The organism is Megasphaera hominis (assembly GCF_014269395.1).
GTDB lineage: Bacteria > Bacillota > Negativicutes > Veillonellales > Megasphaeraceae > Megasphaera > Megasphaera hominis.
Window position 1 is genome coordinate 1 of the sequence record NZ_JACOGK010000023.1, and the last position, 20221, is coordinate 20221.

17 protein-coding genes, 1 rRNA gene and 1 other RNA gene are annotated in these 20221 nt (G+C 49.1%); 1 reads left to right on the forward strand and 18 read right to left on the reverse strand.

Annotated features, from left to right (window positions below):
* From H8J70_RS08365 to H8J70_RS08450, 18 genes are all read right to left on the reverse strand, one after another.
* Nucleotides 1-69, reverse strand: a 16S ribosomal RNA gene (locus H8J70_RS08365); the annotation flags it as partial.
* Between the two features lie 437 nt (nucleotides 70-506).
* Nucleotides 507-2339 carry a glutamine--fructose-6-phosphate transaminase (isomerizing) gene (gene glmS, locus H8J70_RS08370; RefSeq protein ID WP_186503529.1) on the reverse strand — a complete coding sequence of 611 codons (1833 nt, stop codon included), beginning with the start codon at nucleotides 2337-2339 and terminating at the stop codon, nucleotides 507-509.
* A 311-nt stretch (nucleotides 2340-2650) separates the two neighbouring features.
* On the reverse strand, nucleotides 2651-4006 hold the full coding sequence (gene glmM / locus H8J70_RS08375; protein WP_186503530.1) for a phosphoglucosamine mutase: 1356 nt from the start codon (nucleotides 4004-4006) through the stop codon (nucleotides 2651-2653).
* Nucleotide 4007: 1 nt separating this feature from the next.
* Nucleotides 4008-5615 (reverse strand): NAD(P)/FAD-dependent oxidoreductase, encoded by a 1608-nt coding sequence (locus H8J70_RS08380; protein ID WP_186503531.1) that lies wholly within the window; start codon nucleotides 5613-5615, stop codon nucleotides 4008-4010.
* Nucleotides 5616-5628: 13 nt separating this feature from the next.
* Nucleotides 5629-6546, reverse strand: a complete 918-nt coding sequence (locus tag H8J70_RS08385) for a CdaR family protein (RefSeq protein WP_186503533.1) — start codon at nucleotides 6544-6546, stop codon at nucleotides 5629-5631.
* Nucleotides 6546-7370 carry a diadenylate cyclase CdaA gene (gene cdaA, locus H8J70_RS08390; protein ID WP_186503534.1) on the reverse strand — a complete coding sequence of 275 codons (825 nt, stop codon included), beginning with the start codon at nucleotides 7368-7370 and terminating at the stop codon, nucleotides 6546-6548. The genes H8J70_RS08385 and cdaA overlap by 1 nt, the downstream gene beginning before the upstream one ends.
* Nucleotides 7371-7529: 159 nt before the next feature.
* Entirely contained in the window at nucleotides 7530-8033 is a 504-nt protein-coding gene (locus H8J70_RS08395) for an RrF2 family transcriptional regulator (RefSeq protein WP_186503536.1), read from the reverse strand.
* Between the two features lie 145 nt (nucleotides 8034-8178).
* Entirely contained in the window at nucleotides 8179-9171 is a 993-nt protein-coding gene (locus H8J70_RS08400; RefSeq protein ID WP_186503538.1) for an inorganic phosphate transporter, read from the reverse strand.
* The gene (locus H8J70_RS08405; RefSeq protein ID WP_186503540.1) at nucleotides 9164-9793 is read right to left on the reverse strand and encodes a DUF47 domain-containing protein; all 630 of its coding nucleotides are present in this window, start codon (nucleotides 9791-9793) and stop codon (nucleotides 9164-9166) included. Before H8J70_RS08405 ends, H8J70_RS08400 begins: the two co-directional genes overlap by 8 nt.
* 298 nt (nucleotides 9794-10091) lie before the next feature.
* Nucleotides 10092-10853: a triose-phosphate isomerase gene (gene tpiA, locus H8J70_RS08410; protein WP_186503542.1), complete on the reverse strand. Its 762-nt coding sequence runs from the start codon at nucleotides 10851-10853 to the stop codon at nucleotides 10092-10094.
* Nucleotides 10854-10880: 27 nt separating this feature from the next.
* Complete coding sequence (locus tag H8J70_RS08415; RefSeq protein WP_186503543.1) at nucleotides 10881-12062, reverse strand: phosphoglycerate kinase; 1182 nt, start codon at nucleotides 12060-12062, stop codon at nucleotides 10881-10883.
* A 38-nt stretch (nucleotides 12063-12100) separates the two neighbouring features.
* Nucleotides 12101-13126, reverse strand: coding sequence for a type I glyceraldehyde-3-phosphate dehydrogenase (locus tag H8J70_RS08420; protein WP_186503544.1), 1026 nt, complete (start codon nucleotides 13124-13126; stop codon nucleotides 12101-12103).
* Between the two features lie 24 nt (nucleotides 13127-13150).
* Complete coding sequence (locus H8J70_RS08425; protein WP_343068704.1) at nucleotides 13151-14200, reverse strand: sugar-binding transcriptional regulator; 1050 nt, start codon at nucleotides 14198-14200, stop codon at nucleotides 13151-13153.
* Nucleotides 14201-14214: 14 nt separating this feature from the next.
* A complete protein-coding gene (gap, locus tag H8J70_RS08430) occupies nucleotides 14215-15228 on the reverse strand; it encodes a type I glyceraldehyde-3-phosphate dehydrogenase (RefSeq protein WP_186503546.1) in 1014 nt (337 codons plus the stop codon).
* Nucleotides 15229-15469: 241 nt separating this feature from the next.
* Entirely contained in the window at nucleotides 15470-16990 is a 1521-nt protein-coding gene (gpmI, locus tag H8J70_RS08435) for a 2,3-bisphosphoglycerate-independent phosphoglycerate mutase (protein ID WP_186503547.1), read from the reverse strand.
* Nucleotides 16991-17100: 110 nt separating this feature from the next.
* On the reverse strand, nucleotides 17101-18129 hold the full coding sequence (gene gap / locus H8J70_RS08440) for a type I glyceraldehyde-3-phosphate dehydrogenase (protein WP_186503548.1): 1029 nt from the start codon (nucleotides 18127-18129) through the stop codon (nucleotides 17101-17103).
* 167 nt (nucleotides 18130-18296) lie between these two features.
* Nucleotides 18297-18974 (reverse strand): YdcF family protein, encoded by a 678-nt coding sequence (locus H8J70_RS08445; protein WP_246415321.1) that lies wholly within the window; start codon nucleotides 18972-18974, stop codon nucleotides 18297-18299.
* A gap of 93 nt (nucleotides 18975-19067) precedes the next feature.
* Complete coding sequence (locus tag H8J70_RS08450) at nucleotides 19068-19676, reverse strand: hypothetical protein (protein ID WP_186503552.1); 609 nt, start codon at nucleotides 19674-19676, stop codon at nucleotides 19068-19070.
* A 182-nt stretch (nucleotides 19677-19858) separates the two neighbouring features.
* Here H8J70_RS08450 and ssrA point away from each other — a divergent pair.
* Nucleotides 19859-20210, forward strand: a transfer-messenger RNA (tmRNA) gene (ssrA, locus tag H8J70_RS08455).
* The last annotated feature ends 11 nt before the right edge of the window (nucleotides 20211-20221 follow it).

Here is a 20221-nt window from a genome sequence, read left to right on the forward strand (position 1 = left end):
TCGTTCGACTTGCATGTGTTAAGCACGCCGCCAGCGTTCGTCCTGAGCCAGGATCAAACTCTCCATGATATGTGAAGAGCCATCTAGCTCTGTCTTACTTATTGTTTGTCTTACTATTGATTGACGTTCTATAAAATATAGAACCTCGCACTACCGAGTTTATTCTCGGTATAAGTGATTCACACACGTTTGCGCGTCGCCTTGCGGCTCCTTCAAACGTGGTTCTCTACTTATGGCGTTCATATGTTTACATTGTTCAGTTTTCAAAGGTCATCATGTCGTCTTGCGGCGACTTGTATATCTTATCAAACTCATAAGAGTTTGTCAAGAACTTTTTTGAAGAACTTTTGAATGAGGAAAGCTGAAACGTTTCATTTCGTTTCCCTCTCGTTCAACAGCTTGTTTATTATAGTACCAAAACACACTGGTGTCAATACCGTTTTATGAAAAAGTAAAAAACACGTAAAAAGAGCAGGAGAAGTGCTTCTCCTGCTCTTGCCTGGTTCTTATTCTACAGTAACGCTCTTAGCCAGATTACGGGGCTTATCAACGTCATTACCGCGAGCAATGGCCGTATAGTAAGCCAGGAGCTGCAAAGGAATAACTGTCATGATGGGCATGACAAAATTATCCGATTTCGGGATCGTAATGATATGATCTACCGTCTTTGCAACTTCCGTATCGTCGTCCTGTACGACGCCGACGACTTCGGCATTACGGGCCTTTACTTCTTTTATATTGCTGATCATCTTTTCTTCTACGTCACGCTGCGTTGCCAAGGCAATGACCGGCACACCATCGATAATCAAAGCCAGTGTGCCATGCTTCAATTCGCCACCGGCGTAGGCTTCTGCGTGAATATAGGAGATTTCCTTCAGCTTAAGAGCACCTTCCATGGCCAAACCATAATCCATAGAGCGGCCGATAAAAAAGACATCTCTCTTATCCTTAAACGATTCGGCTAAGCCTTTAATAAAATCAGCGTGCTTAAAAATAGCCTCGCATTGGTCAGGTACGCGCTGGAGATCAGCTAAAATTTGTTCTTCCTTTTCTGCCGGAAGGTTGCCATTAAGACGGCCCATGTAAAGTGCCAGGAGCAGCAAAGCAACGAGCTGTGTCGTATACGCTTTTGTCGAAGCCACGGCAATTTCCGGGCCGGCCCATGTATAGACGACCTGATCGGCTTCACGGGAAATAGAAGAACCGACTACGTTGGTAATTGCCAGTGAACGGGCACCGCGGCGTTTGGCTTCCTTCAGTGCAGCCAGCGTATCGATGGTTTCACCGGACTGGCTGATAATAATACAAAGCGTCTTATTATCCGTCAAGGGATCGCGGTAACGATATTCCGAGGCAATATCGACTTCTACAGGAATATGGGCCAGTTTTTCAATGAAATACTTGGCCAAAAGCCCGGCATGGTACGCCGTCCCGCAGGCAGTGATCATAATTTTATTGATGGATTTGACATCTTCCGGGGACCAGTTTAATTCATCAAAGTGAACGGCCTTGCCATCTTCCGTAATACGGCAGCTCATAGTGTCACGAATAGCCTTTGGCTGTTCGAAAATTTCTTTGATCATGAAATGATCGAAGCCGCCTTTTTCGGCTGCTTCGGCATCCCAGTTCACCAGGAATACTTTCTTCGAAATGGGGTTGCCTTCAAGGTCAGTTACCCAGACATTGTCTTTCTTTACGATTGCCATTTCGCCGTCGTTCATAATATACGTCTTACGCGTGTAACCTAAAATAGCCGGGATATCCGATGCGATATAATTTTCACCTTCGCCGAGACCAACGATGAGGGGATTATCCTTTTTGCAGCAAATAATGGTATCCGGCTGATGCACCGTCATGAATACCAAGGAATAGGAACCGCGCAAACGTTTTAATACCTTGCGGACCGTGCTGGCAAAATCGCCGTCATACATTTCTTCACAAAGATGTGCGACAACTTCCGAGTCCGTTTCCGATTTAAAATGATAACCCTTTGCCAGTAATTCTTCCTTCAATGGCATATAGTTTTCGATAATCCCATTGTGTACAATGGCAAAATCACCATGCTCGCTCAAATGGGGATGGGCATTCAGATCCGACGGACCGCCGTGAGTTGCCCAGCGGGTATGACCAATACCGATGTGACCCGTAAGGCCTCTATCAGCTTCTACAGCCTGACGCAGGTTAACCAGGCGGCCCATTTTTTTCTGTACATCAAGGGCGCCATCATGATACACGGCAATACCTGCCGAGTCATAGCCTCTGTATTCGAGTTTTGCCAAGCCTTCCAACAGGAAATCAGCAGCCTGACGATCACCTACATATCCAACAATACCACACATATATATATCCTCCTATGATCTGGGGGCAATACGCCAAAAAGGCGCATATCTCCCCGTTGCCCCATGTGACGTTTTTGTCCACACTGTTACCAGTATTCTTTGCCGCCACGTAACGGCCGGAGCTGCCGAGAGACATCCGCTGAATGTTCGATTCTTCTCTACCTCGTCTACCTGTTCCTCACGCAGGTACTAGCGCTATCCATTTACGAACGGATTTCCAAACAAAAAAACAAGGAGATGGAGCCCTGCGCTCCATCTCCCTATTTTATTATATTCATCGAATCTGGTCAATACTTGCTCTCAAAACCCGTTCAGACAGAAGGGCCCATTTCGTGTTCCACAACGAGGGCAATATCGTCGACAATATGCTGCAGCTGTTCGAGATCGGGCCCTTCAGCCATAACGCGAATAAGCGGTTCTGTGCCGGAAGGACGCACGAGAATACGGCCTTCATCCCCCAGTTCTTCTTCCCCGGCCGCAATAGAAGCCATGATCAGGCTGTTTTCTTCCCACCCCGACTTAGTCTGAACCGTAACATTTTTCAAGATCTGCGGATAGCGGGTCATGAGGCCGGCTAATTCAGACAGAGGCTGCTGGCGCGTCTTTAAAATGGAAAGGAGCTGAACAGCTGTCAATAAGCCGTCGCCCGTCGTATTATAATCGAGGAAAATAATATGACCGGACTGTTCGCCGCCCAGGCTATACCCGTCCTTACGCATCCGTTCGAGAACATAGCGGTCACCTACAGCTGTAATTACACTCTGACAGCCCATCTTCTTCAGGGCCTTATGGAAACCGATATTGCTCATGACCGTACCGACAACTGTATCCTGTTTGAGCCGGCCTTCTTCTTTCAGTTTCAAGGCGCAAAGAAGCATAATCTGGTCGCCATCGATTTCCTGGCCTTTTTCATCGACAGCCAGGCAGCGGTCGGCATCGCCATCGTTGGCAATGCCCAGATTGGCACCATATTGAAGAACCGCTTCTTTCAGGCTGTCCAGATGGGTAGAGCCACAGTGATCATTAATATTGACACCGTTTGGTTCATGGTGAATAGCAATGACTTCCGCACCGAGGCGGCGCAAAATATCCGGACCTAATTCAGAAGCAGACCCATTGGCCGCATCATGAACGACTTTAATTCCACTCAAATCGACATCGGTCGAGTTAAGGATGAATTCTTCATATTCTTCCTGCAAATTTGTCCAGTTAGAAATAGTACCGATATCAGCACCTACAGGACGGCTCTGAATACCTGCCCGTTCATCTTTGAGCATATATTCCTCAATCCGGTCTTCAGTTTCATCTGGCAGTTTATAGCCATACTGATCAAAAAATTTAATGCCATTATACTCAAACGGATTATGCGATGCCGAAATCATGACGCCTGCATCCATGTGGTGCGTCCGCGTCAAGTAGGCAATGGCCGGCGTCGGAATGACGCCTACCATATAACAACGACCGCCGGCAGAAGTAATCCCTGCTGCGAGAATGCTTTCCAGCATTGTGCCGGAAAGACGGGTATCCCGTCCAATGAGAAATGTCGGATGTTCTTTGTCCCGGCCCAGCACATACGCCGCAGCCCGGCCCAGGTGATACGTCAGCTCTGGCGTAAGCGTATCATTTGCAATTCCTCGTACTCCATCAGTTCCAAACAATCTTGCCATTTTACTTCTCCTCCAACGGTTGATATATAGTAATAATTGCCAAGGCCGTTTCCAGGCCATCGAGAAAGGCGCTCATAATGCCACCAGCATACCCGGCGCCTTCGCCTACAGGATACAGACCGGCCGCCTGTACAGCAGCACGATCTTCGCCGCGGACAATGCGTACGGGCGCGCTGGTCCGCGTTTCTACGCCTGTCATAACGGCATTATTATCGTCAAAGCCATGAATACGACGGCCAAAATAAGGCAAGGCCTCTGCCAGCGTATCCGTCACAAAAGACGGTAGGACCGTACGTAAGTCGGTCCAGACGACGCCCGGCCGGTACGACGTAAGCTGCGGCAGCCGGCCAGGCTCAGGACGTCCCAAAAAATGCCCTACTGTTTCTGCCGGTGCCTTATAGGTACCGCTGCCGGCTTTATATGCCAGCCGTTCATACTTCCTTTGAAATTCGATTCCGGCCAGAGGGGAATCACCGCCGACGTCGTCGGCCGTCACATTGACGACGAGAGCACTGTTGGCAATACCACTGTCCCGTTTGTACAGGCTCATGCCGTTGGTTACGACACCTCCTGCTTCTGAAGCAGCCGCCACGACGACGCCGCCAGGGCACATGCAAAAGGAATAGCACGAACGGCCGCTGGCCTTATCGTGATAGACAAGGGAATAATCAGCCGCATCAAGGCCCAGGTCGGCAGCGGAACAGCCATACTGGGAACGGTCAATAACATCCTGATCATGTTCAATACGCACGCCCACAGCAAAGTCCTTGCGTTCCAGCGTAACCCCCTGATCGTACAGCATATAATAGGTATCCCGCGCACTATGGCCAATGCCCATAATGACTACATCCGTTTCTACCGTTTCCGTTCCATTAATGGTCACGGCTGTAACATGCCCGTCAGCCGCTCTGGTAATACTGGTTACACAGCTGTTGAAGTGAATGGTGCCGCCCAGCTTTTCTATGGTCTGGCGCATATTGCGTACGACCCGGCGCAATACATCTGTACCGACGTGCGGATTATAGGCATAGCGGATTTCTTCCGGCGCCCCGGCATCGACAAAAGCCTGTAAAATGCGTGGCAGCAAGGGGTGATTCACGCGGGTCGTCAGCTTTCCGTCTGAAAAGGTACCGGCACCACCTTCACCAAATTGTACATTCGATTCAGGACGGAAATGACCTGTTTGCCAAAACTCTTCTACATGAGCCGCACGCGTATCAACATCACAGCCCCGTTCATAGACAACCGGCTGATAGCCATGCCGGGCCAATTCCAGCGCAGCGGCCAGGCCGGAAGGCCCTGTGCCGACAACGACGGGCCGATGGGCCAGCGGTCTTATTCCGGTCTGAACAGGCGGCCAGGTCTTTTCTTCCAGGCGCCGTACATCCTTATTCCCCTGGCAATAGGGCCAAACCTTATTTTCATCAGCCAGCTTGACATCGACAGTAAAGACAAAATAGATATGGGGCTTACGCCGCGCATCGATGGAACGGCGTACGATGACGAGTTCTTTAATTTCCTGCTGCCGACAATGCAACTTCTTTGCTACTACCTGTTCTAAAGGTTTCGTCATCGGTACAGCAGTCCGTATATTTAATACTCTGAGCAATTAAACCTCTCCTTTATTGTGGATCTCCTACTTCGACAGACACTTTAATCGTATCGGGCGAGAAGAATGCCCCGTCTATGGCAGGCGCAGACAATTCCCATTCCTGCGAACGGGTAATACCTTCTACGTTGACCGGCGCCAAATTGATACCGGAAATGGTACCTACAATATCCGCCCGGCCCCGTACTTCTACAGTATCGGGAATAGCAGCCACCCGTTTGACAACGAGGCCGCTGCCCGGCGTGCCATGTGTCGTTACAAAGACAGGCCCCCGTTTGGACACGGCATTAGCCATAAGTGTCACGTTGACCTTACTCTGCCACGGAGTCATTTCCAGTCCTTCTACAGGCGTACCATCGGCAGCTACCAAATGAATAGGTGCCATAACGGAGAAATCCTGATCATTATTGTTAATCGGAATATCGATGATGGCCCGGTCAACTTTCTTAATCAGGCGGCGGGCACCGCTGACAACGACCTTATCAGGCGTCATCTTCAAACTGCTGATGGAAATATTATCCGGCAGTTTGCCTGCCAAGTGAGGCGTCAGCGGAATTTCCTGAACTGCATACAAATCGACATAAATCTTGGCCGATGTAAGGGTCTGCTTTTTCAGCTCCGTCCCTTTAGGAATGGTAACCTGAATGGGAACTTCCATTTCCCCTTCCTGGGCATTAGCCAGATCTACATAGGCTTTAATATCAGAAGCACCCATATTGATGATCGTATTGCGCGGCCCGGAAAGACGGACATAAATACTTTTAGGTACGTTAGTCGCTACGTATTGGGAATTTAAATTTTCTACTGTAACAGGAACGGTAAAACTGCCTTCACTGGTAGGGTTCTGCTCGTTGATAATGACAAACCACAGGACAATGGCCAGGAGCAGGCAAATAATACGCAACTGCCACTTTTGATTGAGTTTGATCATTATTTAGACGGCCTCCATTTCAGGATATTTGCCAGCCCCTGAGGCTGCTGCTTCAAAAAGGTAGTCAATACGTTACGCAAGGTCGGCCCATCAAGACGGCGATAAATATGTCCCCCATAGGTGTAGGAAATAGATCCTGTTTCTTCACTGACAACAACGACGACGGCATCGGCCATTTCACTGATACCAATGGCCGCACGATGGCGCGTCCCCAGCTCTGTCGACAGGGACCGGTCACTCGTCAGTGGCAGCAGACAACCAGCTGCCATGATCCGGTTTTGCCGAATTATGACGGCCCCATCGTGCAACGGCGTATTGGGAATAAAAATATTCCCCAAGAGCTCCCGTGACACGATGCCATCGATTTGAATCCCCGTATCGATGTAGTCATTAAGGCCAACTTCCCGTTCAAAAACGATGAGCGCGCCTGTATGTGTTTTGGATAAGGACTCTGTGATCGCGACGATTTCATCGAGCAGGCGGTCCAGCTCTTCCATATCGATGACCTGGCCTGAACGGAACAGACGGCCCCGGCCAATCTGTTCCAAGGCCCGCCGCAATTCCGGCTGAAAGACAACAGGCAGTGCGACCATGATGACCATCATGCCCTGCTGCAGCATCCAGTTGATGACGTGCAAGTTCAGGAACCGGCTGCTGCTGATGAGGGTTACGGCGCCTAAGAAGATTAACCCCTTGATCAGCGCCACAGCCCTTGTATTGCGAATTAATATGAGTAACTTATATAAGAAAAAGGCGACGAGTAAAATATCAACTACGTCAAGCAAGCGAAAGCTGCTGATAAATCCTTGAATTGGAAAATCCATATCATTCGACTCCCTGAAAAAACACGTAATCTCTGCACAACATTGCAAATGCAATACGTTTATTTTACAATATTTCAGGCCGCATGAAAAGGGAAAGGCGCTGTTTCCCCTGGAATCTGCCTTCGTCCAGGCAAAAAAAAGGAGCCTTGCGGCTCCCTTTTATGCCTCACACGTATCCATTTCCGATACGCCGGCTGCACTGTCTTTTTGCGCCATTGCCTTTGTGGCAGCGGCTTCAGCGTCTTTCATATTTTTTTCCTGTTTTGCCAAATCCTCAAAATTAAAGGATTGCAGCTGTTCAGCCAGATTACGCTGAATACCGGCAAACGCTGCATAAATAGAACACATACCACTGCAACCCTTAGAGCACGAGCCCATATCGTGCAGGCAGCGTTGTAATTCTGTCTGTCCTTCTACGGCTTCAATCACATCGAACAAGGTAATATCTTTAGGTTCACGCTGCAAGGCAAAGCCGCCTTCTACGCCGCGGTACGATTTCATAATGTGAGCAGCAGTCAAACTGCGCATAATTTTTAAAAGAAAGCGTTCGGGAATATTCTGCTTTTCCGCCAAGGCCGCGCCGGTCATCTTCGTACCTGCCGGCAACGAAGCCAAATACAGCACCATGCGGAATGCATAATCCGTAGCCTGATTTAATCTCATTTGCCTAACCTCCTTAGGAAATACTGCCGGAAAATCGGGGCAATACACTAGTTCACCATTGATTATACAATAATTTACTAAATTCGTATAGTTTTTTCAAAAAAAAGATACTGCCCGGCAAGCCGGACAGCATCGAAAGGCCCTCTTACAGGGCATTAATAATCAAATATATGACAGCTGCCATAGCAGCGCTGATAGGAATCGTAATCACCCAGGCTACGAGCATGCTGCGGGCTACACCCCAATGTACAGCCCGTACGCGTTCGGCAGAACCAATCCCCATAATCGAACCGGACACGACATGCGTCGTACTGACCGGCAGATGGAGGAACGTTGCCGTGAAGATGACGATAGACGAATTAAGATCGGCAGCAAAGCCATTGATGGATTCCATTTTAAAAATCTTAGACCCCATCGTTGAAATGATCCGCCAGCCGCCGGCAGATGTGCCGAGTGCCATAGACGTGGCGCAGGCGATCTTAACCCAAATAGGAATTTCCATCGTATCAATGTACCCCCCGGAGAGCAGTGCCAAAGCGATAATCCCCATGGCCTTCTGCGCATCATTAGAGCCGTGGGAAAAGGCCATCAGGCTGGCCGAGATGAGCTGCATTTTCCGAAAACGGCGGTTCAGATAGAGGGGAGAAAAATTGCGGAAAATCCAAAGCAGGCCAATCATGACAAAGTACCCTGTAGCCAGGGCTACGATTGGCGAAAGGATTAAGGAGAGAACGATTTTACCGATACCGTAGGCATCGAGAGCAGCCGGCCCGACGCTGATCGATACGGCACCAATAACGCCGCCTACGAGGGAGTGGGACGAACTGCTGGGGATACGATAATACCAGGTTGTAATATTCCAAATAATGGAGCCGATCAGTGCCGCTACAATGACCTCTAGGTTGATCTGCGACGGGTTCAGGACCAGGTCACCACCAATGGTCTTGGCAACACCGGTACTAATCATGGCACCGGCAAAATTCAGCGTCGCCGCCATGATAATGGCCTTACGTGGCGAAATGGCCCGCGTAGAAACGCTGGTGGCAATAGCATTAGCCGTATCGTGGAAACCATTGACATAATCAAACAGGACGGCCAGCAAGACGACTGCCCATATTAATAACCAATGCTCAGGCATACTTCAATACGACCCTTCTGAAGGTAACCACCAGGTCTTCGCAATCGTCTGTTACGTCTTCGACAGACTGGAGTATTTCCTTCCATTTTATGATTTCAATAGGATCCTTGCATTCCGCAAAGAGCTTTGCCATTTCTTCGTGATACAAATCATCGCATTCCTGTTCCAGCTTTAACACTTTTTTGCTGCGCGCTTCCACTTTCAGGTAATTCTTTTTCAAGTCTTTCATGTAGCCAATGGATTTGCGGATTTCTTTCATAGCCTTGGCAGTAATAATGGTCATTTGCTTCGTACCCTCTGTCGCCTCGCCTACCTTATACATCCACATTTTATCCATAATATCGTTAATACTGTCGACCGTAGCATCCAGCTGGTCAATCAGCTGCTGGATATCTTCTCGGTCCATAGGGGTAATGAAGGTCTTTTGCAGACGCTTCATCGTTTCGATAACCAAAGCATTCGCTTTTTCTTTTAAATCAAAAATCTTGTTCATCGCTTCTTCCGTAGGAATTTCCTGATTCATTGCCTGTTTCAGCAGGTCTGCGGCTTCGAAGCTGAGGCTCGCATGTTCGTCAAGTAACGAAAAGAACTTTTCTTCCTTGGGCTTCAAGTGAAATGCCATGATGATCCAATCTCCTTACATACGTAATTATCTACGGGCCTCACATTTTACATATCTATTACATAAAAGTAACAGAATCTTTACAATGGCCTAACGTAAATTATATCATAGGGCCTATTAATATTCTATATGATTGGACCATTTTTCTTTTCACTGAAGGAACGTTATATTTTCAATTTAATTCAACTGCTATGAATATAAAAAATAATAACAGCCCGCATACTTTTAATATTTTAAAGTTTACGGGCTGTTTTCTTTATTATTTACTATCATTACTTATACGTTATACGCAACTTTTTTATTTTACGACGGCGTTTTGAATGATTTCCAGGAAATCCGGTGCCTTCAGGCTGGCACCACCGACGAGACCGCCATCGATATCAGGAGAAGCCGTGAGTTCAGCTACGTTCTTGCCTTTGACGCTGCCACCATAGAGGATAGATACGGCATCAGCAGTTGCCGCATCATAGAGGGCTGCAATCTTATGCCGGATAATGGCGCATACTTCTTCTGCCTGGGCTGCTGTAGCCGTACGTCCTGTGCCGATAGCCCAGATTGGTTCATACGCAATGACGACGTGCAACATTTCCTCTGCCGTAAGGCCAGCCAGTGCTTTTTCAATCTGTCCTTCTACCCAGGACTGCATGATGCCGGCGTCACGCTGTTCCAGCGTTTCGCCGCAGCAAAGGATAGGTGTCAGGCCGTGATCTAGAGCAGATTTTACCTTGAGACGGACTGTTTCGTCCGTTTCATTGTTGTATTCGCGCCGTTCGGAGTGGCCGATAATGACATGTGTTACCCCGATGTCGACGAGCATGGCCGGTGCTACTTCACCCGTATAAGCCCCGTTATCAAGCCAGTGCATGTTCTGGGCAGCAATGTGGATAGGTGTTCCTTTAGCAAGGGTTACGGCTTCTGCCAAATACGGAAATACCGGTGCAACGACGATTTCGGTTTTAACAGATGCTGTCAGGCTCTGTGCCAAGGCGGTAATTGTTTCGCGCATGTCCTTGCCTGTGTGGTTCATTTTCCAGTTTCCTGCAATAATGGTTTTTCTCATCTTTCAGACTCCTCCTCTGGGTTCTTTTTATTTATCACTGAGCGATTCGATGCCCGGTAATTTTTTACCTTCTAAATATTCCAGGGAGGCACCGCCGCCAGTAGAAATATGACTGATAGAATCGGCCAAACCGGTCTTATTGACGGCTGCGACGGAATCACCGCCACCGACAATCGAAACGGCTGCCGAAGCAGCGACGGCATGAGCTACGGCTTCTGTCCCCTTGGCGAAGTTTTCCATTTCAAACACGCCCATAGGACCATTCCAAACGATAAGCTTCATAGCTGCCAATTCTTTAGCAAAGAGTTCTGCGCTCTTAGGACCAATATCGAGGATCATCCAATCGTCCGGTACCTGACCGACATCGACAACCTTATTTTCAGCGTCATTATCGAAGGCAGCGGCTACGCGTACGTCAATAGGCAGGAGCAGCTTTTTACCCTGGGCAACAGCCTGGTCGATGAGCTGGCGGGCCAGATCTATTTTATCGGCTTCCACCAGGGATTTGCCAATACCATGGTTCTGGGCAGCCAGGAAGGTATTGGCCATACCGCCGCCGATAATCATGACATCAACTTTCGGCAGGAGGTTGGAAATAACTTCGATCTTATCGGAAACTTTTGCCCCGCCAATGATGGCCGCAAAGGGATGAGCCGGGTTTTCTACGGCGTCACCGAGGAAACGAATTTCTTTTTCCAGTAAGAAACCGGCAGCCAGCGGCAAGTATTCGGCAATGCCCGCAACCGAAGCATGGGCACGGTGGCAGCAGCCAAAGGCATCATCGATACCTACATCAGCCAGAGAAGCGAGCTGGCGGGAAAATTCGGGATCGTTCTTTTCTTCTTCTGCATGGAAACGGAGGTTTTCTAAGAGCAGTACATCACCGTCTTTAAGGCCGGCAGCCATTTTTTCCGTTTCTGCGCCTACGCAGTCAGGAGCCATCTGTACGGGCTGCCCCAATAATTCCGTAAGGCGGGCAGCGACCGGTTTCAATGAATACGCCGGTACTACTTTTCCTTTTGGCCGGCCTAAATGGCTGGCGAGAATAACGGCAGCATGATGATCCAGTAAATAGCGAATCGTCGGCAAGGTTTTTTGGATACGCGTATCATCCGTAATGTGGCCGTTTTCATCAAGAGGCACATTGAAATCTGCACGTACAAACACCTTTTTGTGATCTACCGTTACGTCGGTAATGACTTTTTTCATAAGAAAACCTCCTCAATACGCCTAGGTGGCGCTGTTTATCAATGTAAGCCTTGAGAAGCCAGGTACTTCACGAGTTCAATGACCCGGCGGGCATAGCCCCATTCGTTGTCGTACCAAGCCACGATTTTAACCATCCCTTCATCAAGGACCATGTTCAAAGGCAAATCAATGGTCGTCGTATTTTCATTGCCCCGGAAGTCAACCGATACGAGTTCATCATCGTTCGTATCGATAATGCCTCTGTACTTCCAGGCAGCGGCTTTTTTAAAGGTACTGTTCAAATCGTCAAGGGTAATATCTTTCTTTTCCAATTCGAGGACAATATCGATAATCGATACGTCCGGCGTCGGTACCCGGACAGCATGGCAGCTCAATTTTCCTTCTACAGCCGGTAATACTTTCGTAATGGCTTCTGCAGCCCCGGTCGTCGTCGGAATAATCGACATGCCGGCAGCGCGGGCACGACGGAAATCTTTATGTGATACGTCGAGAATCTTTTGGTCTGTTGTATACGAATGGACGGACATAGTCATACCGCGTTCTACACCGTATGTATCGTTCATCAGCTTTAAGATGGCGGCCAGACCGCAGGTGGTCATAGAAGCGCCGGAAATGACATGGTGCTTCTTCGGATCATACTGGTCTTCATTGACGCCGAGAACAATGGTAATGTCGTCAATCGTCGAAGGGGCTGTAATAATGACTTTTTTTACATGGCCGCCGAGGGGCAGACGATCTTGGGAGCTCGATTCGCGACGTCCTGCATATTTACCGGACGACTCAATAATAATTTCTGCACCCAGTCCATCCCAGTCTACATTCTTTACGTCCCGCTGCTGAAACAGAGGATACGCTTTGCCATCGACGATGATATGGCTGTCATCATAGGTTACCTTATTGGGCAGGGTACCATAAATGCTGTCATACTTCAGCAAGTGTGCCATCTGCTTAGGCGAACCAATATCATTAATACCTACGATTTCGATTTCGGACTGATAGCGCTGGGCAATCTTAAAGAAGCTACGGCCAATTCGTCCAAATCCATTTATACCAACTTTTACCATACTATATGCACCCTTTCCTCATTATCATAGCATTGTTAGGATTTTTTTTGCTGCTCCTTCATCTGTAACGAGGATACCTGTATGGCAGGCCCGCATGACGGCAAGAATCGCTTCCGCCTTTGCTGCCCCGCCTGATACGGCAATGACATGTGGATGCTGTTTGATATCTTTGAGAGAAATGCCAACATTGTTCGTCACGTGGACGATTTCACCGGGGAGACTACAATAACACCCTAGTGATTCGCCACAGGCCTGCTTTGAGAGCAAGGTCTGACATTCTGATGCACTGAGGCCACGGCGCTTAGCCATGACGTCAGCCCGGCCGATGCCAAAGACGACAATGTGTGCTTTTTGTGCCAGGGCCACGTTTTCCCGGGCCTGTTCATCAGACTGAAGCATGAGCTTCAGGGCTGACGGGCTCATGCCGTCGGGAATATGGACCATGCGATAGGTTCCATGGATTTTCTCTGCCACATTGGCAGCAATGTAATTTGCCTGGAATTCTACGTGATTGCCGATGCCGCCACGGGCCGGTACGACGACGCTGCCTGTATTGCTTTCAGGCAGACAATGGGCCACCTCTGCCATTGTAGAACCGCCGCTGATGGCGACAATCCGGTCCGGCGTCAGGAGATCGTTTAAAAGTAACGCTGCCTGACGGCCCATTTCTTCCCGTGCCGTTTCATCGCTATCGCAATCGCCGGGCACGACATACACATCTTCCAGCTGTAACGCTGTACAAATACGTTGCTGCATATCTTCCAAATTATTGAGACGCAGAAAGCATTCCAATAGTTCCGGCATGAGCCGCTTTCCTTCCGGTTCCAGCGTAATGCCCATGGCCGTAAAGCGTACTAAGCCACTACGTCTGAGTACATCCACATGTGCTCGTACTACTCGTTCAGACAAACCCGATAAGGTGGCAAGCGTTCTCCGCCCTACCGGTTCCGCATCCGAAATCTGACGTAGCAACAGATATCTTTCGCGAATAGTTCCCATTACGTCCGGAGCTATTTTACGGAAAATATCGAGAGTTTTTTCCTTCATATGTTCTCCCTCACTGCTGCCTGTCATGATTCCGGTAACGGTCAAACTCCTTTAGAGGCCATGTAAGCCGCCAAATCGTTGACGCGGAGCGAGTAGCCCCATTCATTATCATACCAGGCAACGACTTTAATCATATCGCCTTCCACTACCTGTGTATCCAGCGCATCAACAATAGAACTGTGCGGATCGCTGATGTAATCAGAGGAAACGGTAGCATCTTCTGAATAGGCAAGAATTCCCTGCAACGGGCCTTCTGCCCACTTCTTCAAGGCTGCATTTACTTCTTCGACAGTAACTTTTTTCTCCAGTACCGCACACAAATCGGTCATGGAGACATTGGGTGTAGGTACACGCAAAGCCATGCCCACGAATTTCCCTTTCAATTCCGGCAGGACCAAGGCCACAGCCTTTGCTGCACCTGTGGACGTCGGGATAATCGACTGCGTGGCACAACGGGCACGCCGCATATCCTTATGAACACCATCGACGAGCAGCTGGTCATTCGTATATGCGTGGACAGTCGTCATCATCCCGCGGACAATGCCAAATTCCCGGGACAATACCTTCGCTACCGGTGCCAGGCAGTTCGTCGTGCACGAGCCATTAGAAATAATAAAATGCGAGTCCGGATCGTACGTTTCTTCGTTAACGCCCATGACAATCGTTGCGTCCGGGTTCTTGCCCGGTGCCGTAATGATGACCCGCTTGGCGCCACCAGCCAGATGCTTCGACGCCGATTCGCGATCCTTGAATTTGCCCGTCGATTCTACTACGACATCAACGCCCAGTGTTTGCCAAGGAATATCCGCCGGATCCGTATGGTTCGTAACGGGAATGCGACGGCCGTCAATGATGAGGTAATCATTGGCTTCATCGTAGGATACATCATGATCCCACGTGCCATGGACGGTATCGAACTTCAATAAATCCGCCATGATGGGACCTACGGAACGATTGTTGATTGCGGTGATTTCAATTTCCGGCTGCAACAGGGATGTGCGCAGCGTGCAGCGGCCGATTCTGCCAAAGCCACTGATACCTACTTTTACTGTCATTATGTCTCCTCCTTACAACATAACCCAGGCGTAGCCTGTCCCAGGCAGGACAGACTACACCTGTTCATTAACATCTACAGCTATAGTGTATACTACAATGGGAAATTTGTAAATTATTTTTTCTCTAGTATGGGCTGTTGTAAGTAAGAAGTCTGTAATATCGTGTATAATAGTTCTTTTTGCAATTTATTCAGTATACTATATTTATTTTTGTTCTATACCATTAGCTTTATTGATAGGCTTAATCCAGCAAATCCGTACCGGTCATTTCTGCCGGCTGGCTCATGCCCAACAGGTGCAGCAGCGTCGGTGCCACATCGGCCAGGACGCCATCGTGGAGATGATCGTGCTGGTGCTCGCGGCTCACGAGAATGCACGGCACGTGATTCGTCGTATGCGCTGTATAAGGCGACCCTGTTTCCGGATCTGCCATGCGTTCGGCATTGCCATGATCGGCAATGATCAGAAGCTGTCCCTGTACGGTTTGTAAGGCTTCGACAATGCGGCCTACACACGTATCGACTGTTTCAACAGCTTTCACGGCTGCCTCAAAAACGCCTGTATGACCTACCATATCGGCGTTGGCAAAGTTGAGTACGATCAAATCGTACGTGCCGGCCTGGATTTGGTCGACGACCTTATCCGTTACGATGGGCGCATTCATTTCCGGCTGCAAATCATAGGTTGCTACCTTCGGCGACGGTACGAGAATACGATCTTCACCGGCATAGGGTGTTTCGTTACCGCCGTTAAAGAAATACGTCACATGCGCGTATTTTTCTGTTTCTGCAATACGCAGCTGTTTCTTGCCAGCCTTGCTGAGCACTTCTCCCAGTGTATTGACGATTGTTTCTTTATCATATACCACATGGACAGGCAGGCTGTCTTCGTAGCGGGTCATCGTAGCAAAGTACAAATTCAGCTTCTGCGGCCGCGTAAAGCCTGTAAAATCGGGGCTGACAAAGGCTTCCGTCAGCTGCCGGGCCCGGTCGGGACGGAAATTGAAGAAGACGACACTGTCGCCGTCTGCAATAGGTTTGTGGCAAAGCACGGTCGGTACGACAAATTCGTCGGATACGCCGGCACTATATGAGTTTTCCAGGCACGTTTGGGCATCGCTTGCCGTTTCCCCTTCGCCCAGGGCTACGGCCTTATACGCCTTTTCCACGCGGTCCCAGCGTTTATCACGGTCCATGGCATAATAGCGGCCACTGATCGTGGCAATGCGGCCTACGCCGAGGCGGTGGCATTCGTCTTCCAGTTCCTGCAAATACGCGCCGGCACTGCGGGGCAATACGTCACGGCCATCTAAAAAGGCGTGAATGTATACATCCTGAAGGCCATACTGCTTGGCCATTTCCAGTAACCCATAGAGGTGCTTTTCACTGCTGTGCACACCACCGGGGGAAACAAGGCCCATGAGATGCAAGGCCGTTCCGTGTTGTTTGGCATTTTCCATAGCACCTGCGAGGGCCTCTTTTTTAAAGAACGCGCCGCTTTCAATGTCTTTGGTGATCTTGGTCAGTGCCTGGTAAACAATACGGCCGGCACCGATATTTAAATGGCCTACTTCTGAATTGCCAATTTGTCCCTGTGGCAGGCCGACAGCCTCGCCAGAAGCTTCCAAATACGAATGAGGATAGGTTTGCCAGAGCTTTGGCAAGACCTTCAGAGACGCCTGGGCAACGGCATTGTTTGCCCTTACGTCACTGCAGCCAAAGCCATCCATAATAACCAGCATTACAGTCTTTTTTTTCGTCATCTTTGTCTCCTAAAAAATAAAAGGGCAGAAAATCATATTCTGCCCTTTCGGTGATTTCTTCTTCTCTGCCCTATCTCCGAGGCAGGCATCAGCATATTCGTAATATGTGATTAGTGTGTTGTATTGTATGCGTTCATGGTTTCAATCAGGTCCAGCACTTTGTTGGAGTAGCCGATTTCATTATCATACCACGAAACGAGTTTAACAAACGTATCGGTCAGGGCAATCCCTGCTTTCGCATCAAATACGGAAGTCAGCGTGCAGCCGAGGAAGTCGGAGGATACGAGCGGTTCGTCCGTATAGCCAAGGATGCCTTTCAGTTCGCCTTCAGATGCTTTCTTGACAGCAGCGCAAATTTCATCATACGAAGCCGGCTTTTTCAGATTGACTGTGAGGTCGACAACGGAAACGTCCAGTGTCGGTACGCGCATGGACATACCAGTCAATTTGCCGTCGAGTTCCGGAATAACCTTGCCGACTGCTTTGGCAGCACCTGTCGTCGAAGGAATGATGTTGCCTGTTGCTGCACGGCCACCGCGCCAATCCTTGGCAGACGGTCCGTCAACCGGTTCCTGTGTAGCCGTTACGGAATGAACGGTTGTCATGAGGCCCGATTCAATACCAAAAGCATCGTTGATAACCTTGGCCAGCGGTGCCAGGCAGTTCGTCGTGCACGATGCATTGGAAACAATCTTCTGGCCTGCATAGTCTTTCGTATTAACGCCGCAAACGAACATGTCAGCCTGTGTGCCATCCTTGCCTTTTTTCGACGGTGCCGAAATGACGACGTATTTAGCGCCGGCCTGCAAATGTTTTTCCGACAATTCCGGTGTCAGGAAGCGGCCTGTCGATTCGATGACGTATTCAGCGCCTACTTCGTCCCATTTGAGGTTAGCCGGATCTTTTTCTTTCGTAATCCGGATGTGTTTGCCGTTGACGATCAATTCGCTTTTTTCTACGTCAGCAGCTACATCGCCACGGAAACGGCCATGCATGGTATCGTATTTCAAGAGGTATGCCATGTAATCGACATCACACAAATCATTAATTGCTACAATATTGATATCATCACGTTTCATCGCTGCCCGGAAAACCAAACGACCAATACGACCGAAACCATTAATCCCTACGTTAATCATAAGAGACACTCCTTTTCTCATGTACACAATCTTATCCATCGACAATCTGATGTGTGGAACGAAACCATCTGCGTCGTTCTTACACTGTTATTATGCCACATCGGGAACAATTTTGCAATACCATGGACGTATTTTGTCCCAATTTTGACAGAACCTATACAAAAGCCTTACTGCAGGCCCGCATAAGCAGCTCCCAGGCCGACGTATTCTTTTATGGCCAGGCACGACTGATATAAAACGTACGACTGCGGAATAAAGGAGAAGGCCGTTACTACAGTCTCTATATTAGAGCGGTAGTCACACGGATAGGGAATCGGTGCGAGCCCTTCCCGTTCAAAAAAGCGTATGGCCCTGGGCATATGAAAGGCACTGGTAACGACTACAGGATGCTGCCAGCCATGGTCCCGGCAAAAGGCGCTGGTGTATTGGGCATTTTCAGCAGTGTTACGGCTTTTTTCATCCACGTAAATATCCTTTTCCGCCACGCCTAAGGATAGGAGCACACGCTTTTCAATGGCCGCTTCATCGGCGTCACCGGGAAATACAGCGCCGCCGGAAAGAATGATCGGTACTGCCTTGGCCTTTTGCACGCGTACAGCTGTCAGCAGACGGTTTGCCGCGGCAGAGCCGGTCTGGCCCGTGCCATCGACATCGCGTACGCCGGCGCGGGCGCCGCCGCCAAGCAGCACGACGACATCGCCAGGCAGGCCGGCTGCAGCGGGCTGCACATAGGCCAGCTCTAAGGGCTGCAGGAGGAGACGGCTCACAGGCGCAATAGACAAGGCGTATAAAGCCAGTGTCAGGCACAGCAAACACCAGCGGCCTGCCGCTTTCTTACGAAACATATAAAATAAGAGTCCCACAAGCAGGGTAAAGAACCCGCCTATGGGAAGAATCCATTGATACAGCCATTTAATGACAAAAAGCATAGCTTCCAGTCACTCCTCTTCTTTCAGATTCAACAGGATAATGCCGCCTTTCCGGCTATACCCGCTGTCCCAGAGTTCATCTAAAGGAAACCAGCGAAAGCTGCCATACGTAACGAGTTTGACCATAAAGGTGTTTTCAAACGACACATACCCGGCGAGCCAAAACCAATGCCAGACGTAGTCTGCCAAATCGGGGTTACGATGGCGCAGGTTTAAGTAAGGCACAGGCAAATTGGCATCGATTTCCTCTTTGACAGCCTGCTCCAATTCAGCTAACGGACAGTCGCTATAGAGGCCTTTCATAAAAAGATTCTTTTCGCCGACAGAATCAAGGTATGCCTGATAGCCATCCATCCAGAGCTCGAGCGTATCGATGCCGTGCTCACGGGGCCGCAAATACGGCTTCATAATCTGTGAAAAGGTAATGTAATCCTGAGCCGTCAGATGGCGGGCGTCATACGGATACAAGCGGGCCTGTCCCCGGTTCAAAGCCAGATAAATGCTGACGTCACAAGCCGTTACAGCCCCGCAGCCGCCGATATTCATCCAGCGGTCTGTAAATAATTCCTGATTATATCCATAATAATTGCCTACTTTAAAAAGTGGTAATTCCTTCATATTCCCCTCACCCCTCGTAAAGAATACCAATATAGTACCTTTTATTATAGCATATCCCTCAAAAATATACAGAACAGAGCCGGTCATTTTTTAGGCAAAACTTCTTATTCATTCTTATTTGCAATTTTACTATTTCTGTGTTACACTGTAATACACACTAATACAGTGTGTATCCTTTACATGGGGATGTAAAGGTTTCGACGTGGATGGTTGTATCATGAATAGCGAGCCGGGGTGTCATCTGCCCGTAAATCGGTGAAAACGTTAAATTAAACGCTAAAGAAGAAAACTTTGCTTTAGCTGCCTAAGTGCAGCTAACGTCCCGTTTCTCCATTCCTGCGGGCGGAATGGGGCGTCATATAGCAGGATACCTGCCGGCCTTACCTGGAAGCCGGTACGGGAATCTCACAGGCTGGAGTCAGTCTAGTTTGTCCTTGTACGACAACTGCTCGAGATAACTAACAAGGTCTGCGCTCGGAGAAGTTCATGGGGCAGCATTTACGGACAGGAGTTCGACTCTCCTCATCTCCACCATAACTTACAGC